The 20584-nt window shown below is 72.0% G+C and carries 18 protein-coding genes; 6 read left to right on the forward strand and 12 right to left on the reverse strand.

Annotated elements, in window-relative coordinates:
* Nucleotides 1-50 precede the first annotated feature (50 nt).
* The 6 genes from AB0P35_RS00060 to AB0P35_RS00085 all read right to left on the reverse strand — a co-directional run bounded on the left by AB0P35_RS00060 (nucleotide 51) and on the right by AB0P35_RS00085 (nucleotide 6526).
* Nucleotides 51-629: an alpha/beta fold hydrolase gene (locus AB0P35_RS00060; RefSeq protein ID WP_363504158.1), complete on the reverse strand. Its 579-nt coding sequence runs from the start codon at nucleotides 627-629 to the stop codon at nucleotides 51-53.
* Nucleotides 626-1987, reverse strand: a complete 1362-nt coding sequence (locus tag AB0P35_RS00065; RefSeq protein WP_363504161.1) for an MFS transporter — start codon at nucleotides 1985-1987, stop codon at nucleotides 626-628. The genes AB0P35_RS00060 and AB0P35_RS00065 overlap by 4 nt, the downstream gene beginning before the upstream one ends.
* A 41-nt stretch (nucleotides 1988-2028) precedes the next feature.
* Nucleotides 2029-2943 carry a TauD/TfdA family dioxygenase gene (locus AB0P35_RS00070; RefSeq protein ID WP_363504164.1) on the reverse strand — a complete coding sequence of 305 codons (915 nt, stop codon included), beginning with the start codon at nucleotides 2941-2943 and terminating at the stop codon, nucleotides 2029-2031.
* A 43-nt stretch (nucleotides 2944-2986) separates the two neighbouring features.
* Entirely contained in the window at nucleotides 2987-3961 is a 975-nt protein-coding gene (locus AB0P35_RS00075; protein ID WP_363504167.1) for a quinone oxidoreductase, read from the reverse strand.
* 159 nt (nucleotides 3962-4120) lie between these two features.
* Nucleotides 4121-5194, reverse strand: coding sequence for a 3-keto-5-aminohexanoate cleavage protein (locus AB0P35_RS00080; protein WP_363504170.1), 1074 nt, complete (start codon nucleotides 5192-5194; stop codon nucleotides 4121-4123).
* A 309-nt stretch (nucleotides 5195-5503) separates the two neighbouring features.
* Nucleotides 5504-6526 (reverse strand): AraC family transcriptional regulator ligand-binding domain-containing protein, encoded by a 1023-nt coding sequence (locus AB0P35_RS00085; protein WP_363504173.1) that lies wholly within the window; start codon nucleotides 6524-6526, stop codon nucleotides 5504-5506.
* 131 nt (nucleotides 6527-6657) lie between these two features.
* Here AB0P35_RS00085 and AB0P35_RS00090 point away from each other — a divergent pair, with 131 nt between their 5' ends.
* Both AB0P35_RS00090 and AB0P35_RS00095 read left to right on the forward strand, forming a co-directional pair.
* On the forward strand, nucleotides 6658-6909 hold the full coding sequence (locus AB0P35_RS00090; RefSeq protein WP_363504176.1) for a hypothetical protein: 252 nt from the start codon (nucleotides 6658-6660) through the stop codon (nucleotides 6907-6909).
* Nucleotides 6910-6977: 68 nt separating this feature from the next.
* Complete coding sequence (locus tag AB0P35_RS00095; protein WP_363504179.1) at nucleotides 6978-8477, forward strand: long-chain fatty acid--CoA ligase; 1500 nt, start codon at nucleotides 6978-6980, stop codon at nucleotides 8475-8477.
* Nucleotides 8478-8551: 74 nt separating this feature from the next.
* On the opposite strand, the gene AB0P35_RS00100 is transcribed toward AB0P35_RS00095, so the two are convergent.
* From AB0P35_RS00100 to AB0P35_RS00115, 4 genes are all read right to left on the reverse strand, one after another.
* The gene (locus AB0P35_RS00100) at nucleotides 8552-9175 is read right to left on the reverse strand and encodes a TetR family transcriptional regulator (protein ID WP_363504182.1); all 624 of its coding nucleotides are present in this window, start codon (nucleotides 9173-9175) and stop codon (nucleotides 8552-8554) included.
* Entirely contained in the window at nucleotides 9168-9953 is a 786-nt protein-coding gene (locus AB0P35_RS00105) for a fatty acid desaturase (RefSeq protein ID WP_363504185.1), read from the reverse strand. The genes AB0P35_RS00100 and AB0P35_RS00105 overlap by 8 nt, the downstream gene beginning before the upstream one ends.
* A complete protein-coding gene (locus AB0P35_RS00110; RefSeq protein ID WP_363504188.1) occupies nucleotides 9950-11467 on the reverse strand; it encodes an NAD(P)/FAD-dependent oxidoreductase in 1518 nt (505 codons plus the stop codon). Before AB0P35_RS00110 ends, AB0P35_RS00105 begins: the two co-directional genes overlap by 4 nt.
* 137 nt (nucleotides 11468-11604) lie before the next feature.
* Entirely contained in the window at nucleotides 11605-12075 is a 471-nt protein-coding gene (locus AB0P35_RS00115) for a hypothetical protein (RefSeq protein WP_363504190.1), read from the reverse strand.
* Between the two features lie 562 nt (nucleotides 12076-12637).
* Between AB0P35_RS00115 and AB0P35_RS00120 the strand changes: the two genes are divergently transcribed.
* Nucleotides 12638-14080: an NlpC/P60 family protein gene (locus tag AB0P35_RS00120; protein ID WP_363504193.1), complete on the forward strand. Its 1443-nt coding sequence runs from the start codon at nucleotides 12638-12640 to the stop codon at nucleotides 14078-14080.
* 682 nt (nucleotides 14081-14762) lie between these two features.
* Here the strand turns inward: AB0P35_RS00120 and AB0P35_RS00125 are convergent.
* Nucleotides 14763-15584 carry a CHAP domain-containing protein gene (locus tag AB0P35_RS00125; RefSeq protein WP_363504196.1) on the reverse strand — a complete coding sequence of 274 codons (822 nt, stop codon included), beginning with the start codon at nucleotides 15582-15584 and terminating at the stop codon, nucleotides 14763-14765.
* A gap of 69 nt (nucleotides 15585-15653) precedes the next feature.
* Complete coding sequence (locus AB0P35_RS00130; RefSeq protein WP_363504198.1) at nucleotides 15654-16541, reverse strand: peptidoglycan-binding protein; 888 nt, start codon at nucleotides 16539-16541, stop codon at nucleotides 15654-15656.
* A gap of 375 nt (nucleotides 16542-16916) precedes the next feature.
* On the opposite strand from AB0P35_RS00130, the gene AB0P35_RS00135 reads away from it, so the two are divergent.
* The 3 genes from AB0P35_RS00135 to AB0P35_RS00145 all read left to right on the forward strand — a co-directional run bounded on the left by AB0P35_RS00135 (nucleotide 16917) and on the right by AB0P35_RS00145 (nucleotide 20523).
* Nucleotides 16917-17333 carry a hypothetical protein gene (locus AB0P35_RS00135; RefSeq protein WP_257018978.1) on the forward strand — a complete coding sequence of 139 codons (417 nt, stop codon included), beginning with the start codon at nucleotides 16917-16919 and terminating at the stop codon, nucleotides 17331-17333.
* 154 nt (nucleotides 17334-17487) lie between these two features.
* Nucleotides 17488-18471 carry a hypothetical protein gene (locus AB0P35_RS00140; protein WP_363504201.1) on the forward strand — a complete coding sequence of 328 codons (984 nt, stop codon included), beginning with the start codon at nucleotides 17488-17490 and terminating at the stop codon, nucleotides 18469-18471.
* Nucleotides 18472-19077: 606 nt separating this feature from the next.
* Complete coding sequence (locus tag AB0P35_RS00145; protein ID WP_363504204.1) at nucleotides 19078-20523, forward strand: glyceraldehyde-3-phosphate dehydrogenase; 1446 nt, start codon at nucleotides 19078-19080, stop codon at nucleotides 20521-20523.
* Nucleotides 20524-20584: the final 61 nt, after the last annotated feature.

Genomic DNA, 20584 nt, shown 5'->3' on the forward strand with positions numbered 1-20584 from the left:
GTGGTTCGGGTGGGGGAGTTGTGGTCCGGACGCCGCCGTGGGCGGGCGGTTCAGTCCTGCGGAAGTTCCGCCAGCAGTTCCAGGGCGCGGGGCCAGGGGCCGTGGCCGGAGGCGGGGTTGAGGTGGCCGACCGCGCCGAGTTCGACGAGGCGGCTCTCCCAGTCCCGGGCCAGCTCGGCGATCCGGGCGAAGCCGCCCAGCGGGTCGTTCGCGCTGGCCGCCACGAGGGTCGGGAAGGGCAGTGGATTGCGCGGGACGGGTGTCCAGCCGTTGTCGGCCAGCTCCTCGGGGGCGGGGTAGCCCTCCGGCAGCGGGCTGTCGAAGTCCGGCGGGGTGGCGAGCAGTGCCCCGGTCACCTCGCCGCCGTACCGGTGGGCCCAGTGGACGGCGGTGATCACGCCGGCGCTGTGGGCCACCAGCACGACGGGCCCGTCGATCCGGGCGATCACCTGGTGGAGGGCCTCGACCTGGGCTGCGCGGCTGAGCCGGTCCCGCGTCAGCGGGGGGACGGTGTGCACGTCGCGGCCGGCGGCGGTGAGTGCGTCGGCCAGCAGGGTCTGCCAGTGCTCGGCGACGTGGTCGCGCAGCCCCGGCACGATCACGACGGCGGGTTCGGTGGGACGGCTCATACGGGGAGTTCCGTTTCGGTGGGGCGGGGCGTCCCGGGCTCGGCGCGGGCGGTGAGCCGGTCCAGGTCGCGGGTGTAGAACCGGCGGCCGAGCAGGAAGGCGGCCACGGCGGGGACGGAGACGAGGGGGATCACCTGCAGCGCCTCGCGCAGTCCCAGGTGGTCGGCGAGCATGCCCGTCACGGACGGTCCCGGGGCTAGCCCGAGGAAGCTGTTGGCGAGGGTCAGCGTCGCGAAGGCCGTGGCGGAGATGGCGACCGGGGTCAGGTTGGCCACCATCGCGGCCGCGGGGCCGGCGGTGCCGGCGCAGACCAGCGCGCCGGCGGCGAGCAGCGCGAGCTGCGCGGCACCCGTCGGCAGGCTGAAGGCGGCCGTCAGGAGCACGAGCGAGCAGAGGCTGCAGGCGACCGCGACGGCCCACTTGCGCTGCGGGAACGTCTGGCTGACGCGGTCCGAGACGAGGCCGCCGGCGATCATGCCGGCGCCGATGAGCAGGGCGTAGAGTCCGGCGGTGGCTCCGGCCCGGCCGGTGGCCATGTGGTAGTAGCGGTTGAAGAAGCTGGGCAGCCAGGAGATCAGTGCTCCCGCGATGAACAGTTGCAGGCCGCTGCCGACGTAGGCGCTGACCACCGAGACGGAGGAGAACAGCTGCGGCAGCAGGGAGCGCAGCGGGGCCGTCTCCTTGCCCGCGGGCCGGGCGCCGTCCGCGGCCGGGTCCCGTCGCGGGTCGAGCCGTTTCTCGGTGACCACGACCGCGTAGACCGCGGCCAGCACCAGGCCGAAGACACCCATGGCGGCGAAGGCCCAGCGCCAGCCGAACGCCTGGGCTATGGCGCCGCCGACCGCGACGCCCAGGACCGAGCCGAACGCGCCGCCGGCGATGAACGCACCGGACAGGGTGGCCCGCATGGCGACCGGGAAGACGCTGAGCACCACGGCGATGCCGACGCTGCCGTAGGCGGCCTCGCCGATGCCGACGAAGAGCCGGCCGAGGAACATCTGGTCGTAGCTCGCCGCCGCGGCGCAGCCCAGTGTCGCGAGGCTCCACAGGGCGGCGGCGAGTACCAGGCTCCTGACCCGGCCCCAGCGGTCCGCGACGAACGACATCGGGAAGGTCAGCAGGCCGACCGTCAGCGCGACGATCCCGCTGAGCGAGCCCAACCGGGAGTCGGACAGCAGCCATTCGGCTTTCAGGAGCGGGAAGACCACGTTGAGCACCTGCCGTGACATGTAGTCGGACAGCAGGAGCGCGAAACTCAGGACGAAGACCACCCAGGCGTAGCGCCTGGTCACGGCCGGCGCTGCGGAGGGGGTCTCCGTCGGCGCCTCGGCGGTGGTGGGGAACCTCACTGTTGCCACCTCACCTTTCCCGGTGCCCTTGGGGGCTCGGACTCTGATGATCAGAAGGGTCTGTCGCCGACGATTCCCGCGCGCTCCATCTTGCGGACGGCGGGCCAGTAGTCCTGGACGGCGTAGTGCTGGGTGGAGCGGTTGTCCCAGATCGCGACGGTGTTCGGCTGCCAGCGCCAGCGGACCTGGTACTCCGGGACGGCGGCCTGGCTGATCAGGTAGGTCAGCAGCTGGGCGGCGCCGGGCGCGTAGTCCTGGCCGAAGCGGACCCGCTCGGGCGTGTGGAAGTTGACGAAGTGCGTGGCGAAGCTGTTGACGAAGAGGATCTTCTCCTCGGTCTCGGGGTGGGTCCGCACCACGGGGTGCTCGGCGTCGGGGTACCGCGCCTTGAGCTGGTGGCGCATCTCGGTCGGCATCACCGCGCCGAAGGTGGCCTCGATGCTGTGCCGGGCGCGCAGGTCCGCGATCTGGGCTTTGACGTGCTCGGGGAGGCGGCGGTAGGCCTCGGCCATGTTGACCCAGATGGTGTCTCCGCCGACCGGCGGGGACTCGACGCAGCGCAGTACGGCGCCCATGGACGGGTTCTCCCGCCAGGTCCCGTCGGTGTGCAGGGCGTTCTCGTAGTGCTCGGGCTTGCTGTCGAGGTCCTTGTAGATGCGGACCAGGCCGGGGTGGTCGGGGTCGCTGCCGGCGACGGGGTGGTCCTCCAGGGCACCGAACCGCGAGGCGAAGGCCACGTGCTCGGCCCGGGTGATGTCCTGGTCGCGCAGGAACAGCACCTTGTACTGCAGCAGCAGCGCCCTGATCTCGGCGAACAGGTCGTCGTCGCGCGCCGCTTCGCCGAGGTGGACGCCCGACAGTTCGGCGCCGATGGTGCAGGTCAGCGGTTCGGCCTTGATCGAGCCGAGGCTGGTGGGGCGGATCAGGGCGGGGCCGGGCGCCTCGCGGGTGTGCGTGTGGGTCATGGTGCTCACTCCAGGGGTCTGGGGGAGTCCACGCGGGGCGTGGTCACAGGACGAAGACGGACGAGCCGGTGGTGCGGCCGGCTTCCAGGTCGCGGTGGGCCTGCGCGGCGTCCTTGAGGGCGTAGCGCTGGTTGGTCTCGATCGTGATGCGGCCGGAGGCGACGTGGCCGAACAGCTCCGCGGACAGCTCGTCGCGGTCGGCGGGGTCGGCGATGTAGTCAGCCAGCGCGGGACGGGTGACGAACACCGAGCCGGCCAGGGCGAGTTGCATGGCGTCGATGGGCGGCACCGGCCCGGAGGCGGTGCCGAAGCAGACCAGCAGGCCGCGCCTGCGCAGCGAGGCGAGCGAGCCGGCGTAGGTGTCCCTGCCGACACTGTCGAGCACCACCGGGACGCCGGCGCCGTCGGTCAGCTCGCGCACCCGGGCGGCCACGTCCTCGCGCCGGTAGTGGATCACGTGGTCGGTGCCGTGGGCGCGGGCCAGCTCGGCCTTCTCCTCGGTGGAGACGGTGCCGATGACGGTCAGCCCCAGCAGCTTGGCCCACTGCGAGACGATGAGGCCGACGCCGCCGGCCGCCGCGTGCAGCAGGATCGTGTCGCCGGTCTTGAGCGGGGCGATCCGGCGCATCAGGTACGCGGAGGTCAGTCCGCGCATGGTCATCGCCGCGGCGGTCTCGCAGTCGATCGCCTCGGGCAGCTTGATGAGGTGCGAGGCGGGCATGACCCGCTCGGTGCTGTAGGCGCCCAGCGGGCTGCCGGTGTAGGTCACCCGGTCGCCCTCGGCGACGTGGTCGACGCCGTCGCCGACGGCCTCGACCACGCCGGCCGCCTCGACGCCCATTCCCGCGGGGAGCGGGGCGGGGTACAGGCCGGTGCGGAAGTAGGTGTCGGCGAAGTTCAGGCCGACGGCCTCGTGCCGGATGCGCACCTCGCCCGGGCCGGGATCGCCGACGGTCACCTCCTCCCAGCGCAGGACGTCGGGGTCGCCGGTCTCGTGGAAGCGGATGGCGTGCGCCACAGGGGTACTCCGTTGCTCGTCGGTGGTGCGGCGGCGCGTCCGGGGAACGGCCGAGGCCGCGGGGGCACGTCGGGTCGGCGCCGGTCCGGGTGGGCGGCGGTCACGGGGCAGCCGCCGGGAGCCGGCGTTCCGCCGCCCGCGACCGCCGTGGGGCCCGGCTCAGACCAGGGCGCGGGAGCCCTCGGGACGCAGCATCGAACCGCGCTGCCCGGGGCGGCGGTTGGGCACCATGCCGAGGCGGGCCAGGGTCTCGTCGGCGTCGGCGTAGTACTCGCCGAGGTGGTAGATCTCGCGGGCTTCGGGGCCGGTGGCGATCTCGCGGCCGAGGTTCTCGGAGATCCTCACCATCTGCTCGATCTGCTGCACCGAGGTCATGCGCTCGCCCTTGCGGCCCCACAGGTTGTCCTCGTTGCCCACGCGGACGTGGCAGCCGAGGGCGATGCCGATGGCGTTCATCGGGGCGACGGCGCGCATCGAGCTCTCGATGGTGAGCACCGCGCCGTCCGGGACGCGGCGGACGAACTCGACCAGGTCGGCCGGGTGGCGGCCGGCGAAACCGCCCCCGATGGCCACGTAGTTGAGCACCAGCGGCCCGGTGTACACGCCGGCGCGGATCAGCCGCTCGACCGTCTCCAACTGGGCGAGGTGGGCGAGCTGGAAGTGCGGCTGGATGCCGTTGGCGTGGAGCCGCCTGAGGTGCTCCAGGTAGAACTCGGGGCCGGCCTCGACCACCATGTTGCGGTACGCGGTGTGCAGCGTGGGGTTCTTCCCGATCGAGGTGCCCTCCAGGTCGTCGTCGGTCATGATCTCGACGATGTTCATCTGGCTGGTGTTGATCGCGATCGTGACCTGGTCGGGCCGCGGGTCGACCTCGGCCAGCAGGTGGCGGGTGTCGTAGCTGAGCCACTTCGCCTCGTCGCCGCCCTCCTCGGGGGCGAACGAGATCGAGCCGCCGATCTGCAGCACCATGTCGGGGACGGCCTGGCGCAGCCGGGCGATCATCTCGTTGAACATCGACATGCGCTTGGAGCCGTGGCCGTCGAGTTCGCGCACGTGGATGTGGAGCACCGTGGCGCCGGCGTTGTAGCAGTCGACGGCGGCCTGTACCTGCTCGTCCATGGTGAGCGGGATGTCCTCGGCGTCACCGGGCAGCCACTCGGGACCGTAGGGCGCGGCCTGGATGACCAGCTTCTCCTGGTTCTCCGGGTACAGCGAGTCGTCGTGGAAGTGCACGGTCCGTCTCCTTCGGGGAGGGGGCGACCACTCGTCGGCGGCGCCCCGGCGTGGGACGGCGCTGTTCAGGACGAGGATCGAGGCGATGGCGCGGAGGCCCGTACGGCCTGGCGGCCGGTCGCGGGGCAGCCGGCCGGAACCCCGAAGGCCCGCGCACCGGGGAATTGCATCGCGCGGCGCTCTCCGGGGAGCCGGCCCCTCAGCGGGGTGTGACCACGGTAGGCCGGAGCGCCCTCGGCCGCTTTACGAAAGGAGACGGTCGACTTGCCATTCTGGGACACCGAGCGGATCGGCCTCGAAAGAGCGGGCCTACTCCTGCCCGGCGGACTGCTGCGCCCGCCGCCCGGCCCGCCACTCGCGGGCGCTGCAGCCGAACTGCTCGCCGAACCAGCGCGAGAAGGCGCTGGGTGAGGAGAACCCGAGCAGCGCCGAGATGTCCGTGAGGGACCTGCGCGGATTCGCCACCAGCTGCTCGGCGAGCTGCCGCCGTGTGGCGTTGAGCAGGGAGGAGAAGGTCTCGCCCGAGTCGCTCAGCCGGCGGTGGACGGTGCGCCGGTCGACGCCGAGGCTGTGGGCGACCTGCTCGACGGAGCAGCGCCCGGTCGGCAGCAGCACCTCGATCAACTCCCGGACCCGGTCGGCCGCGGACGGGTCCCGGGGCGCGGCGATGGCCTCGAAGTACTGCTGGGCGTAGGTGCGCAGCTGCGGGTCGGACAGTGCGTTGCGGGCGGACAGGTCGCCCGCGTAGAAGACGATGCCGTCGAACTCGCGCTCGAACTCCACCGAGGGGCCGAAGAAGCGCCGGTACGGGGCCGGGTCCGCGGGTGCCCCATGGGTGAAGCACACGGTGAGCGGCTGCCAGTGCTCGCCCAGAAAGCTGCGCAGCACGCGGTGATAGGCCGCGACCGCCAGATCGGTGGCCTGGCGGTGCTCGACCGGCTCGCCCACGTCCAGTGCCACCTTGAGGGTGGCCAGGCCCTGGGCCTCGGACAGCCGGGTGTGCAGCGCCTCGTTGTACATGTGCTCGTGCCGCACGAGCAGGCCGATCGCGCTGCGCACGTCGGGCTCCTCGCGGACCACCAGACCGATCGGTCCCAGCGTCGACAGGCGCCGGTACTCGGCCAGGCGCAGCCCGAAGTCCTCGCGGTGGGCCGCGGCGGCGCTGAGCTCCAGCAGGCGAACGCCGGCCGCGCCCGAGATCCAGCGGTCCTGGACGGCGAGCGCGGCCGCGTCCAGGCCGACGCTCCTCAGCAGAGGCTGCGGGTCGATCCCGAGCGAGCGGCTCAGCTCGATGTAGCCGTTCAGGGCGGCGCTGCGGATGAGGGGTTTCATGGGCTGCTCCAGGGCTGCCGGACCGTGCGTCCCCAAGTGATAAGTCCAGAGTCCCGCCAGGTCAAGCATCCGGGCGGTGGACTCCCTACGCTGCAGGGATCCGCGCGGGTGCCGATCCGGCCCCGGCGCTGGTGAACAACCACGCGGTCTTGCACCGCCGCGAGGCATACCAGGACTTCGACGACCCGCAGCGCAGACGCCACCTGCTGCGCCTGTGGCTGACGCCGCATCAGCGCCGGGCACTGCCGGCGTGGTTCTGGGGCACCGACCACCAGGGCGCGGGTGGCCCCGGCCGCGGCGGGGTCGCGCCCCGGGACGTCGTCGCACCCCGGGCCGCCCCCGCCGAGCCCCACCCCACGCGGACCGCCGCCTCCGCCCGCTGAGACCCCGCCCGCTGAGATCCCGCCCCCCACCCCCGCCGTCCCACGACCCGAATCCGAGGACCCCCGCCATGACCAACCTCGCCGGCCTGCTGGTGGACTCCGCCGCCGCCCACGGCAGCCGCACCGCCGTCCGCCAGGGCGCCACCGCCCTCGGCTACACCGAACTCGACGACCTCAGCGCCTGCGCCGCCGCGCTGCTGCACGCCCGCGGCGTCCGCCCCGGCGACCGCGTCGGGCTGGTCATGCCCAACATCGCGCACTTCCCCGTCGCCTACTACGGCATCCTGCGCGCCGGTGCCGTGGTCGTCCCCATGAACCCGCTGCTCAAGGCCCGGGAGATCGCCTTCACCCTGCGCGACTCGGGCACCCGGCTGGTGCTGGCGGCACCGGCGGCGCAGCAGGAGACCGCCGAGGCCGCGGCCACGACCGGCACGGCCTGTCTGGTCGCCGAGCCGGACGCGTTCGAGGCCCTGCTCGCCGCCACCGAGCCGATGCCGGGAGTGGTCGATCGCGCCGACGACGACCTCGCGGTCATCCTCTACACCTCCGGCACGACCGGCACCCCGAAGGGCGCCGGGCTCACCCACCACAACCTGCGGTCCAACACCGCCACCACCGCCGAGACGCTCTTCCACGCCCGCCCCGGCGACGTCCTCTTCGGCGGTCTCCCGCTGTTCCACGCCTTCGGGCAGACCTGCGCGCTCAACACCGCCGTCGCCGCAGGGGCGACCCTCGCCCTGCTCCCGCGCTTCGACCCGGACGCGGCGCTGCGGATCCTCGCCGACGACGGCGTCACCGTCTTCCTCGGCGTGCCCACCATGTACACGGCCCTGCTCCACGCCGGACTGCCCGACGGCTTCGACGCCTCGCGGCTGCGCCTGGCCGTCTCCGGGGGAGCGGCCCTGCCCGTCGAGGTGCTGCACGGCTTCGAGCAGCGGTTCGACGTGCCCGTGCTGGAGGGGTACGGGCTGTCGGAGACCTCTCCGGTGGCCGCCTTCAACCCGCCGGACCGTCCCCGCAAGCCCGGCTCGATCGGCCTGCCGGTGCGCGGTGTGGAGCTGCGGCTGGTCACCGGGACGGGCGAGGACAGTGCGCCGGGCCAGGTGGGCGAGATCGCCGTGCGCGGCGAGAACGTGATGGCGGGCTACTGGAACCGTCCGGACGCCACCGCCGAGGCGGTCCGCGACGGCTGGTTCCACACCGGCGACCTGGCCCGCGTGGACGAGGACGGCTACTGGTTCGTCGTCGACCGCAAGAAGGACATGATCATCCGTGGTGGCTACAACGTCTATCCGCGCGAGATCGAGGAGGTGCTGTACGAGCACCCCGCCGTGGCCGAGGCCGCGGTGGTCGGCGTGCCGGACGGCCTCCTGGGCGAGGAGGTCGCGGCCGTGGTCGCCCTCAAGCCCCGGGCGCACGCCACCGCGGACGAGATCCGCGAGCACGTCCGCGCGCGGGTGGCCGCGTACAAGTACCCCCGCGTGGTCCGCTTCACCGACGCGCTGCCCAAGGGGCCCACGGGCAAGATCCTCAAGCGGGAGATCGTGATCGACCCGGCCGGTTCCTGATGGTCCGCCGGCGCGGGTCCCGGGACCGGGGCCGGACCGCGGGCGTCCGTGCGGCGCGGAGCCGGTCGGGTCGGTCAGCCGCGCCGGCGCAGGCGGGGGATCCGGTCGAAGACGGAGGCGAGCCGGGCCGCCTGGTCGAAGAGCTGGGCCGGCCGCGAGCGGTCGCCGTCCAGATGCGTCAGCGTCTCCATGCCGAGGTAGAACGCCACGGCGGCGCTCGCCAGGACCGGGACCCTCACCAGGGACGCCAGCGGCTTGCCGCGCAGCAGCGTGGTCAGCACCTCCTCGGCCAGCTCCTCCCAGCGGCGCGTCTCCAGCGCCAGCCGCTCGGCGGCCCGTGAGCCGGGGCGGGCACCCGCGTAGATCTCCTGGACGGCGGCGATGTGCCCGACCTCGGTGTCCTCGCGGTAGAGCTCGCGGAGCAGCTCGACCGCGCGCCCGGCCCGGTCGATCCCGGACAGTTCGGAGCGGTAGCGCCGGGCCCGTGCCTCGCAGGTGTGCGCCAGCGTCGCCACCAACAGGTCGTCCAGGTCGGCGAAGTGGTAGTAGATGACGCCGGGCGCGAAACCCCCGCTCTGCGCGATCGCCCGGGCGGTGGTGCCGCCGTAGCCGTTGCGGACCAGGCTGGCGAGGGTGGCGTCCAGGATTCGGGTTCTGGTCTCGGCGCCCCGGCCGTCGGCGCTGCGGAGCTCAGACAACGCGCACCGGCCGGACGCCGTTGGCGGTCAGGTACGGGTCCAACCGGCGTGCCAGCTCCGGCAGATGGTGGCTGGGCACCTGCGGGTAGAGGTGGTGCTCCAGGTGGTAGGTGAGCTCCAGGAAGAGCGCCGGGACGACCCGCCCCCGCAGCGTCCTGGTCCGGGTCAGCGGGGTGTCGCCGTAGCCGTGGTGCGGCAGGTACACCGTCAGCAGCGGGTACACCCAGCTTCCCGCAATCATCATCACCGCGTACGTCAGCACCCCAGGAGCATAGGGCCAGAGCAGCACCCCGCCCACCAGCGCGGTGACCGGTGCGGCAGCCTCGGCGAGCAGCCAACCGCGGTCCTTCCCGCGCCGGAACGACCACCACCACAGGCGGATCAGGAAGACCGGGCCGTGCAGCAGCGCACCGAGGAACGACAGGTCGGCGGGGTGGCCCTCGGGGTCGTCGGGGTGCGGGAAGAACCGGTGGTGCTGGGTGTGGGTGGCCCGGTAGGCGTGGCCGCTCTCCAGCAGCACCAGGCCGGTCGCGAACAGCGCCCACTCGGTGGCCCGTTCGGACAGTCCGATCGTGCGGTGCACCACGTCGTGGGTCACGTTGACGACCGCGACGAAGACCAGGAAGGCGACCAGCGGGGTGAGCCACCACCAGCCCGCCCAGGCCACGCCCGCGAAGAGCAGCACCCCGGCGAACGGGCGGGCCAGCGCCACGGCCCGCCGGCGCCGAGAGGTGACCAGCAGATCGGTGCCGAGTTCGGCCAGGGTCGGTGCGGTCACCGGCGGTGTCCCTTCTCGCGGAGCATGCCCTCGGCGACGATCCGGCTGCCCAACACGCAGGCCACCGTGCCCAGTCCGGGCCAGGTCGAGTCGCCGACCAGCCACAGCCCCGGCCCGCCGAGATCGTGCGGGACGGCGTACTGGTTGGTGTTGCGCAGCCGCTGGCGCGGGCCGCCGACCGCTCCGCCCGGGCGGAACCCGAACCGCTGGTAGCTGCGCGGCGTGCCGGTCTCCGCGAACACCGCCCGGCTTGCCAACTCCGGGTAGGCGCGCCGGGCGTGGCCGACCAGCCGCTCGCCGATCTCCTTCTTGCGCAGGGCGTACTCGTTCTCGTCGAGCCCGTTCCAGGCGGCGAGCTCGGTGTGGGTGGAGATCATCACGGCCCGGTGGCCGGGCGGGGCACTCGCCTCGTCCCCCGGCGCGGAGACGGATACGAACATGTTGTTGCCGTCGCCCAGCGGCCGGTCGTACGACTGCAGTAGCTGGTGGTGGGTGAGGTCCTGGCCGGCCACCTCCTCCTCGGGCACCCCGAGGAAGACCACGCAGGCGCCGCCCAACGCCCTCTCGTCGCGCGCCAGGTACGGCCGCAGCCGGCCGGCGACCGGGAGCGCGGCGCAGATCCGGGCCGTGGTGGCGGCCGGAACCGCGCAGACCAGGCGCCTGGCCCGGACGGTGCCCTGACGGGTGGTGAGAAGGTAGTCCCCGGGTGCGCCCTCCACCCGGGAGACCTCGCAGCCCACCCGGAGCGAGCCGCCGAGCCCCCGGTAGTGCCGCACCAGCACCCGCCAGAAGCCGTGCATACCGCCGGCGTGCCGACTCAGCCCGGCGCCCCGGATGGTCACGCCGAGCGCGGCGTTGATCAGCGGCGCCTCGTCGATCCCGGCGTGCACGGTGTCCTCGACCAGCATGCCCAGCAGCCCGACCAGCGGTGCCTCGGCCCGCAGGCCGTGGCTGCGCAGCGCGTCCCCGAGCGTCCGGTTGAGGTGGCGGGCGAGCGGCAGGCCCGCGAGGCCGACCGCGCGCAGATCCCGTACGGCGGTGGCGGGCCCGCGCACCGGCAGCCGGACACCCGACCGGCTGGCCCGCCAGAAGGTCTCCGCCAGGCGGTCCAGCAGGGCCCAGAAACGCCGGTGCCGCTCGGTGTCGCCGAGCATCCGCAGCCGTTCGGCGTGCCAGGCGGCCGCGTCGCGGTGCAGCACGACCTCGCGGTCCGGCAGGAAGGCCCGGTATCCCGGCAGGGTCTGCGCCTCCAACGCCCCGATGCCGACGCTCTCCAGCAGCTCGGCGCCGACCCCGCCGGGCGCGAAGTCGACCAGGGTGGTCGCCCCCACGTCGAAGGAGAAGCCCCGCTTGCGGTAGTACCCGGCACAGCCGCCGGCGTGGCCGTGCGCCTCCAGCACCACCGTGGAGAGTCCGGCGGCCTGGAGCCGGAGTGCGGTCGCCATTCCGGCCATGCCCCCGCCGACCACCGCCACATCGGCGGGCGGCTCGATCTGAACGTTGGTTCTGAACATGCGTTCAGAGTGCGGCCGCGTGTGAGTGGACGTCAATAGGTCGCGCTGTCATCGCAGTTCAGGCCCACAGCGCCCCGGGACCGGGCGGGGCCCGCCCGGTTCGGGGCGGTCGGGGCGACCCCGGCCGCCCCGCTCCGTCAGCCGCAGTGGGTGGCCAGGGTGCTCTTCTCGGCGACCTTGGAGTTGTTGGGGTCGTCGACGCGGCCGTAGACCATGATGCAGCGGTTGGCGGTGCCGGTGATCCTGGCGGGGCCGGCGTACCAGGTGAATGTGCCGGAATCGTCGTCGGACTGGTCGTAGTTGCAGAACTCACCGGCGTGGGTGCCGGCCACGCAGCGCCAGATGTACACGGCCTGGTACTTGCTGACGCCGGAGGCGAAGTGGGTGTCGACGGCGGCCGCGCAGTTGGTGCCGCCGTTGGCGCTGGAGTAGTAGAGGTACAGCTCGCCGTACTTGGTGCCGGTGCCGCCGTCGGTCTTGAGGTCGTAGGTGTCGACCAGGTTGCCGCTGCAGCCGTAGGTGCTGGCGGCGCTCGCCTGTGGTGCGAGGGTGATGCCGCCGATGAGCATGAGGCCGGCGGCCGCCAGGGCGGAGAGCGTGGTGCGCATGGAGGTGCTCCTGGGGTTGGTGCGCTGTCTGGCACAGGTGCGTCCTCTTCTACCGGTCCGGTGTAGCGCCCCTGTAGCCCGCCGGGGACGGCGTTCGTGAGCCAACAAGGCTGCACAGAGCACGATCTGGCGGTTCGAAAGTTTCGGGAGCGGCGGCTACCGGGAGGAGACCGGCGCGCTACACGGCAGGTACGGGGTTCCCCTCGCCCGGGACTGCCGGACCGTCCGCGGAGCCGACTTCCGGCCGTCGCGTCACGCCCCAGTCCACGGAGGACCATGGGCATGCACATACGCACTCGCATCACACTCGTCCGGGCTCTGACACCCCTGCGGTGGCGGCCGCCGCGGTCGGGCTGCCCGTACTGGCCGCCTCGCCGGCCGCCGCGGCCACGAACTTCACGGCCGAGGAGGACCTCAACGGCCGCGACGGGCCGTCGCTGAACGCCGACACCGTCAAGGTGGACATGTACCTCAAGGGGCACACCGTGCCGTCGCGTGCCAGGCGCGGGGTGAGGAGGCGTACGGCTCGGCGATCTGGGACAAGACCAGTGACGGCGTCTGGGTGTCGGACTTCTACGTGCAGACCGGCTCGGACGGCTTCGCGCCCGGCGTGCCGCGCTGCGGCGACACCTCGCTCGACCCCGCGTCCTTCCCGGCCACCGCCGACCTCGACGGCCGGCAGAGCCCCAGCCTGTCCGCCGCCGTCGTGCAGGTGAACTCCTGCCGCAGCGGCGAGTCGGTGCCGGTCGTCTGCCAGGCCACCGGCGGCTCGGCGTACGGCAACACCATCTGGGACAAGATCGCGGACGGCCTGTGGGTCACCGACGTCCACGTGAAGACCGGCACCGACGGCTTCCTGTCGACCATGCCGCGCTGCGACAACGACCAGCCGCCCGGCGGCTCGCCGGGCGGCGACACCGGCCCGTCGACCGGCAACGGCACCTGTGACACCGCCGGGCCCGGCCGGATCGGCGGCCCGGCCGGCAGCACCGCCGGCACCAGCGCCGAGAAGATCAGCCGGATCATCGCGCTCGCCAAGGAGCAGACCCCCAAGAGCCTCAGCTACGCCTGGGGCGGCGGCGGCAAGGGCGGTCCGAGCTGCGGCATCGCCTCGCTCTCGCCGGGAGGCTACAACGACTACAACCGTTACGGCTTCGACTGCTCCGGCTTCACCGAGTACATCTTCTTGGCCGCCGCGGGCCGTGACATCGGCGCCAACACCAATGTGCGGTCCGTCCAGGCCACCCAGGTCTCGTACAGCTCGCTCAAGGCCGGCGACCTGATCTTCTGGGGCAGCCTGGGCAACACCGACCATGTCGCGCTGTGCATCGGCAACGGCCAGATCATCGAGGCCGCCCCGCCGCGCGGTACCAGCAGCGTCCACGTCACCAACGTGTATGGCAGCCACAGCTACGCCATCCCGTATCTTCAGCTGACCGTCCACCGCCGGCCCGGTCCGGCCGGGCTCGCTGCTGCCGTGAAGGGGACTGTCCGGGACCGGTCTTCAGCCGCAGTGGACGTTCTGGCGGTACTCGAAAGCGGTCTCGATCTCGCCGCCCCAGTCGATGCACCGGCCGGCCGCGGAGACGTACACCGGGCCCGCGTAGGTGGTGAAGTCGCCGTAGTCGCCGATCCACTCCTGCGAACCGGCGAGCCTGACGAGGGCGTTCATGTAGAGGGCGGCACCTGGGTGGTCCCGGACGGTCACGACGCAGTTCTTCCCGGTGGAGCCGTTGTAGGTCAGGAACACCGTGCCATAGCCGTTCAGCGTCAGGTGGTCGATCTCCCGGTACCCGCTGCCGCAGGCGCTGTTGTAGCTTGCCGCCTCCGCCGTGCCGGGCGCGAGGACCACGCTGGCCGCGGCGACCGCCGACAGGACGGCGGCCGTGGTGGCGCGGCCTATGAGCTTACGCAACGGTGTCTCCTTTGGACGGGCGTCGTTTCGGGTGGAGTCGGCGGGCCTGGGGAAGGCCCCGACTTCGTCCGAGACGCTAGGAGATCTTGATATCGCGGCCGTATCGCGGGCGGAGCACACGCCGTTCGCGCCCACCGCCGAGGCCCGCGGAGGGCGCTCGATCGGAGAGGCGCACCGCCGACCCGGAGGCACGGGCCGGGTCGGGCGGTCGGGCGGTCAACGGGCGGAAGGTGCCCGAGCACGGCTGCATCGGTGCGGCGGCCGAGGAGCTGACCGGTGCCGCGGACCCCGCCTGCCGGCAGCAGGTGATCGCGACAAATCCCGACGCGATGGCGAAGGCGGCGACGCCGGCGGCCTCGCCATGGTCGATCAGGCTGCTTCGCACTGCAGGACCCCCGGGAAGGGGAGCCCTGCCGCAAAGGCTGACGTGCGACACGCTCACGATCGCTGCCCGGTCCGTGTGGTGCGGAGCCCGCCGGAGCGTTGCGGAGCAGATCCATTGCGCGAAACGGAGGCGGCAAGCCCTCGAAGCACCTCTGCAGTGCCGGCACGGCTCACCTTGACGGGGTGGGCGTCGGCAGGCCGGCGGCGTGTCGAAGCCCCGTCGGGCGAAGTCGACTTGGAAAGGTCGCCTGCCCGACGGGGCTTTCGATGCGTGTCGCTGCGGCTCCGGCGCACATCGTCACACCGCCGTCACCTGCACGCTCGCTAGATCACCCCGGCTGCGAGGTTGTCCTTGGCGCGGGTGTGCCGGTGTCCTGCTGGTGGTTGCTCAGAAGTGGAGCATGTGCTGGAAGGAGTTCTCAGCGCTGCTGACGCGGAGGTGGCTGCGGGTGCCGTAGGCGAGGCGGTTGTTCCAGTTGTACTCCTCGACGTCGAAGGAGCCGTCGGAGTAGACCGCGTTGACGTAGGCGACGTGGCCGTAGTCCCCGTGGGTGTCGTTGACGGCGATGGCACCGACGCTGGGGGTGGTGTTGACGGTGACGCCGACGCGGCGGGCGGCGTCGTCCCAGGTGTTGGCGTTGCCCCAGGTGGTGCCGCCCCAGGAGTTGCTGAAGTTCGGGACGCCGAGACGGCTGGCGATGCGGTACGCCGCGAAGGCGGTGCAGTTGTCGGCGGCGAAGCCGCGGGTGCCGTGGTCGAAGTCGTTGGTGGGGCTCTGGTTGCTGCCGCCGCCGCTGCTGCCGAGGAACTGGTGGGAGGCCTCGTTGTTCTTCAGCGTGGAGTTGAGGTTGCCCTTGGCGCCGGGGGCGAAGTCCTGGCTGGCGCCGGCGTAGCCGCTGTTGAAGTAGACGCGGACGGTCTTCCCGGTGCGGTTCCACACCGAGGCGGCGTTGTTCTTGACGCAGACGCCCTGGCCGTTGCCGGCGCCCTTGAACTCGTAGCAGGACGGCTGGGTGGCGCCGTAGTCGCTGATGGAGCCGGTGAAGTCGGAGACCGAGCCGGCCTGGTCGCTGTTGTAGTAGAGGCAGAACTCTCCGGAGTCGCAGGATCCGTCGCGGCCGGCGGCGAAGGCGGGGGTGGTGGCGATGAGGGGGACGGCCATGGCCAGTGCGGTGCCGGCGACGGTGACCATGGTGCGTATGTTCTTCAAGGCTTGCTCTTTTCGTGACGTGTCATCGACGGGTTCTTCGGTCGTGCTCGGGTGGTGCCGTGTGCGCGGTCAGTGGCTGCGCTGGTACTCCTCCCAGGTCTGGATCGGGATGCGGGGGCCGTCGTCGGCGGCCTGGTTGGCCAGGCCGTTGAGGCCGAGGTAGTAGTCACCGGTCTGGTGCTGGGCCTGGGTGGACAGATCGGTGTCGCTGATCGCTGCGGCGTGGATGTGCCACGGCCAGTCACCCTGGTTGGGGTTGCGGACCCAGGCGGCGAATCCGACCTGGCGCAGTGCCCGGGCGACGGAGGTGCGGGTGCTGCTGGACATGCCGTCGACGCTGATGTCCACGACGCCGCCGCCGTCGTGGGTGCCGGCGGAGGTGGGGTCGCCGCCGGGGTTGTAGGAGCCCTGGGACAGGGTGAGCTTGAAGCCCAGGAGGCGCTCGGCTTCGGTGAGCATGTCCTGGGTACGGGTGTTGACGGTGTATCCGTTGCGCTGCAGCTTCGCGCCGGGTCCGATCTTGTGGCTGACGGTGAACCGGCCCTGCCCGAGTGTGGCGAGGGAGGTGGCGCCGGGCAGTCCGTTGGCGTCCAGGCCGGTGTAGCCGAGGGAGCGCTGGAAGGCTGCGTAGGCAGTGATGGTGGTGGTGCCGAAGTACCCGTCCACCCAGCGGGCGTCGAGGAGGTTACGGGCCTGCAGAGCCCGCTCGACGGCCAGGACCGAGTCCTTGGCCCCCGGGGTCAGCGTGCTGTCGGCCCGTCGGGGGTCGATCTGGGCAGCCTTGACAGTGGCTTCCATGTCCACCACGGGCAGCGCGGCAGCGGTGGCGGCCGGTGCCTCGGTATTGGGCGACGGGGTTGCCGCGTGGGCCTGCGCGACGCTCATCACCAGGCCGCTCAGGACGGCGACGGCCGCGAGCAGTCGGGTGGCGTTCCGGGTCTTGATGACGGATGCCATGCGGTGGTTCCTTCTGGTTCGGTGGAGGATCGGCCGACCCCATTCCCGGTGCCGGGCAAGGGGGTTGCGTCGTCGGGCCCGCGTCGGGGCCTCAGATCCGGTCGAGACGCTAGGAGGTGCCGATAGCGCGCGCGTATCGCCTCAGGGCGCATCCCCGGCAGGCCCGCCGGGCCGCAACGACGGCCCCGCGCAAGGGAGTCGGGGCCCGAGCGGGCCGCGCCACCGGGCGGCTACGGCCGCGATACCGCCCTTCGCCAGCATGAGTGCGCCACCGGCCGCCGTGATCACCACGGCGGCCGGCATCACGTGGCGGGGACCGGACGGTCGCCCGCGGAGGGCGCCGGACGCACCGGAGCCCCGTACGGAAGGATCACCATGGCGATCAGGAAGTTCATCTCGGCCGCGCTCGTGGCCGGCACCGTCGTGACGGCCGGACTTGCGTCCGCCGGCAGCGCCTCCGCCTTCACTGCCGACTGCCAGGGCGGCCAGGTCTGCCTCTACTACAACTCCAGCGCCCACGGCTACGGCGCCGTGTACATCGAGAACACCAGCATCGAGAACTACGCGGGCCTGACGTTCAAGGCCGGCAAGAACGGCAGCTCCGGCGCCGGTGTCGCGGTGAAGAACAACGCGGCCGCCGTGGACAACCACTGGTACGGCACGTTCAACGTCTTCTACAACAGCGGCTGGGACTGCAGCGTCGCCTGCCAGCCGATCCCGATGAACACCCGCCGGGACCTCAACTCCCAGCTGAAGAACAACAACGCCTCGGGCGAGTTCGTCGGCCCGTGATCCCCGGGCCCGTGATTTCCGGTCCGTGAGCTGACGGCACCCGTCAGCACCGAGAACACGCACCGGTCCCCGGCCGCGCTGCCGGCCGGCCGGGGACCGTGCACGGCTACCCACCCGTCCCCGCCGGCCGCGCCGTTCCGAAAGAGACCCGCCTGTGTCCAGCCGCCCCGCCCGCTCCGCCGTGATGCTCACCCTGCTGCCGCTGCTCCTGGCGGGCTGCGGGGGCGCGGCGGGTTCCGCCGACACGGACGCCGTGGCGCCGAGCCCGAGGGCGAGCGTGCAGACCGCCGCGGCACCGCCCACGGTCGGCGCGACGCGGCAGCTGGACTCCGCCAACGCCGAACCGCTGCCGCTCGACCCCTATCTGCTCAACGCGGAGCAGCAGTCCGCGGTCGAGAAGGCGCAGCAGAAGCTCATCGTCCGCTGCATGGCCTCCTTCGGCCTGAGCTACGCCCCGCCGTCCGGCAGCGGAAGCCGGCGCGACAGCGACGCCCCGACCACCCGGGTGGACTCCCGCTACGGCCACCAGAACGCGGCGCTGATGGCGAAGTGGGGCTACCACCCCGAGGGCGGGGTGCCGGCGGGGGCGGGCGCGAAGCCGAGCGCTCCGTCGATGTCGCCCGAGATGGAGCTCGTCCTGCGGGGGACCGCGGATGCGGCGGCACGGGCCGGGTCGGGCGGGCGGACCGTCAACGGGCGGTCGGTGCCGGAGCGCGGCTGCGTCGGCGAGGCCGTCAAGGAACTGACCGGGTCCGCGGACGGCGGGATCGGCGACACCCAGTTCGCGGACGACGCCAAGTTCACGACGCTGGAGCAGTCCCGGAACGACCCGCGGACGCAGGCGGTGTTCCGCCAGTGGTCGCAGTGCATGAAGGACGCGGGCTTCGACTACGCCGACCCGCTGGCGGCCCTGGGCGACCCGCAGTGGCGGAAGTCGCCGACGCCGACGCCGCAGGAGCTGAAGGTGGCCACCGCGGACGCCGGCTGCCGTCACGCGCACAACGTGGTCGGTGTCTGGTACGCCGTCGACGCCGGCTACCAGCAGCAGGTGATCGCGGCCAATGCCGCCGCGATGGCCGAGGCGAAGGCCGCCGTGGAGACCCAGGTGAGGGCGGCGGCCCGGGTGACGGCCGGCTGAGCACCGCCGGGCGGTCACGCCCGTGTGCGCGTGCCCGGGCGGTCGGCCGCCTGTGAGGTTTGCCACGGTGGCCAGCGACCGGACGGCGACCGGCCGCGGGACGGCCGCCGGAATCTACGCGCGTCTACTCCGGGTGGCGCGAGTCGGCCGCGAGCGCATCGGTTGCGTACGCAGCAGGTGGTGCGAGCAGTGGGTGATCACTTCGTGCCCGGCCGGAGTCCGTCCGTGAAATGAACACAGGTGGTGTTCGGCCTCCGGTGGCCGGGGGCCGTGGAGTCCCGCCAATGTCCCGTGCTTGAGGTGCGGCCGGGGCCCGTGCATGGCACCTCATGTGTCATTTGTTGAAGGAATACGGCTTCGATGCCCGATTTATCATTCAAGTGGTGTCAGTGGCCGAGGGGTGGTGCGGACTCCGGCGAGCTCGGCCCCCGCCCGGTCGACGGCCGGTCGAGCGCGTCCGCACGAGCGACGGGGCGGGCGCGGCGGAACGGCGTGCGATTCGGCCGCCGAGGCGGCCGGGGAGCGGTCGGGTGCAGGACCGCCCAGATGATCAACAACTTTCGAAAGCTAGCATGGAGGCACCCTCCTAGCTCGAAAGATGGACTTGTGACTGTCAACGACGACGTGTTCACGGACTGGATGAACCGCGAGGAGATCGCGGAGTCGATGATCCCGATCATCGGCCGACTGCACCGGGAGAGGGACGTCACTGTCCTGCTGCACAGCCGCTCCCTGGTGAACAAGTCGGTTGTCAGCATCCTCAAGACCCACCGGTTCGCCCGCCAGATCGCCGGCGAGGAGCTCTCGGTCACCGAGACGATGCCGTTCCTCCAGGCGCTCACCACGCTCGACCTCGGTCCCTCGCAGATCGACATCGGCATGCTCGCGGCCACCTACCGGGCCGACGACCGCGGCCTGTCGATCGCGGAGTTCACCGCCGAGGCGGTGTCCGGTGCCACCGGTGCCAACAAGATCGAGCGCACCGGCTCGCGCGACGTGGTCCTCTACGGCTTCGGCCGCATCGGCCGCCTGGTCGCCCGCCTGCTGATCGAGAAGGCCGGCTCCGGGCACGGCCTGCGGCTGCGCGCCATCGTCGTGCGCCAGGGCGGTGACCAGGACATCGTGAAGCGCGCCTCGCTGCTGCGCCGCGACTCCATCCACGGCCAGTTCCAGGGCACCATCACCGTTGACGAGGCGAACAGCACCATCGTCGCCAACGGCAACGAGATCAAGGTGATCTACGCCAACGACCCGTCGGAGATCGACTACACGGCGTACGGCATCAACGACGCCATCCTGATCGACAACACCGGCAAGTGGCGTGACCGCGAGGGCCTGTCGAAGCACCTCCGCCCCGGCATCGACAAGGTCGTGCTGACCGCGCCGGGCAAGGGCGACGTCCCGAACATCGTGCACGGCGTCAACCACGACACCATCAAGCCGGACGAGCAGATCCTGTCCTGCGCGTCCTGCACCACCAACGCGATCGTCCCGCCGCTGAAGGCGATGGAGGACGAGTACGGCGTGCTCCGCGGCCACGTGGAGACCGTCCACTCGTTCACCAACGACCAGAACCTGCTGGACAACTACCACAAGGCCGACCGTCGCGGCCGCTCCGCGCCGCTCAACATGGTCATCACCGAGACCGGTGCCGCCTCCGCCGTCGCCAAGGCGCTGCCCGAGCTGAAGGCGCCGATCACTGGCAGCTCGATCCGCGTCCCGGTGCCGGACGTCTCGATCGCGATCCTCAGCCTGCGCCTGGGCCGTGAGACCACCCGCGACGAGGTCCTGGAGTACCTCCGCGACGTCTCGCTGAACTCGCCGCTGAAGCGTCAGATCGACTTCACCACCGCCCCCGACGCGGTCTCCAGCGACTTCATCGGCTCGCGCCACGCGTCGATCGTCGATGCCGGCGCCACCAAGGTCGACGGCGACAACGCCATCCTCTACCTCTGGTACGACAACGAGTTCGGCTACTCGTGCCAGGTCATCCGGGTCGTCCAGCACGTCTCCGGCGTGGAGTACCCGACCTACCCGGCCCCGGCGGTCTGATCGGTCGAACGCGCGACAAACCGCAGGCCGGTGGCCGGATCCGACAAGGGTCCGGCCACCG

The organism is Kitasatospora sp. NPDC085879, from assembly GCF_040686255.1.
Classification (GTDB): Bacteria; Actinomycetota; Actinomycetes; order Streptomycetales; family Streptomycetaceae; genus Kitasatospora.

Coding starts and splice junctions, on each gene's coding strand:
- AB0P35_RS00115 (WP_363504190.1), bottom strand. CDS start 12,075: ATGCGCACCACGCTCTCCGCCCTGGCGGCCGCCGGCCTCATGCTCATC.
- AB0P35_RS00130 (WP_363504198.1), bottom strand. CDS start 16,541: ATGGCATCCGTCATCAAGACCCGGAACGCCACCCGACTGCTCGCGGCC.
- AB0P35_RS00110 (WP_363504188.1), bottom strand. CDS start 11,467: ATGTTCAGAACCAACGTTCAGATCGAGCCGCCCGCCGATGTGGCGGTG.
- AB0P35_RS00085 (WP_363504173.1), bottom strand. CDS start 6,526: ATGAAACCCCTCATCCGCAGCGCCGCCCTGAACGGCTACATCGAGCTG.
- AB0P35_RS00060 (WP_363504158.1), bottom strand. CDS start 629: ATGAGCCGTCCCACCGAACCCGCCGTCGTGATCGTGCCGGGGCTGCGC.
- AB0P35_RS00095 (WP_363504179.1), top strand. CDS start 6,978: ATGACCAACCTCGCCGGCCTGCTGGTGGACTCCGCCGCCGCCCACGGC.
- AB0P35_RS00135 (WP_257018978.1), top strand. CDS start 16,917: ATGGCGATCAGGAAGTTCATCTCGGCCGCGCTCGTGGCCGGCACCGTC.
- AB0P35_RS00070 (WP_363504164.1), bottom strand. CDS start 2,943: ATGACCCACACGCACACCCGCGAGGCGCCCGGCCCCGCCCTGATCCGC.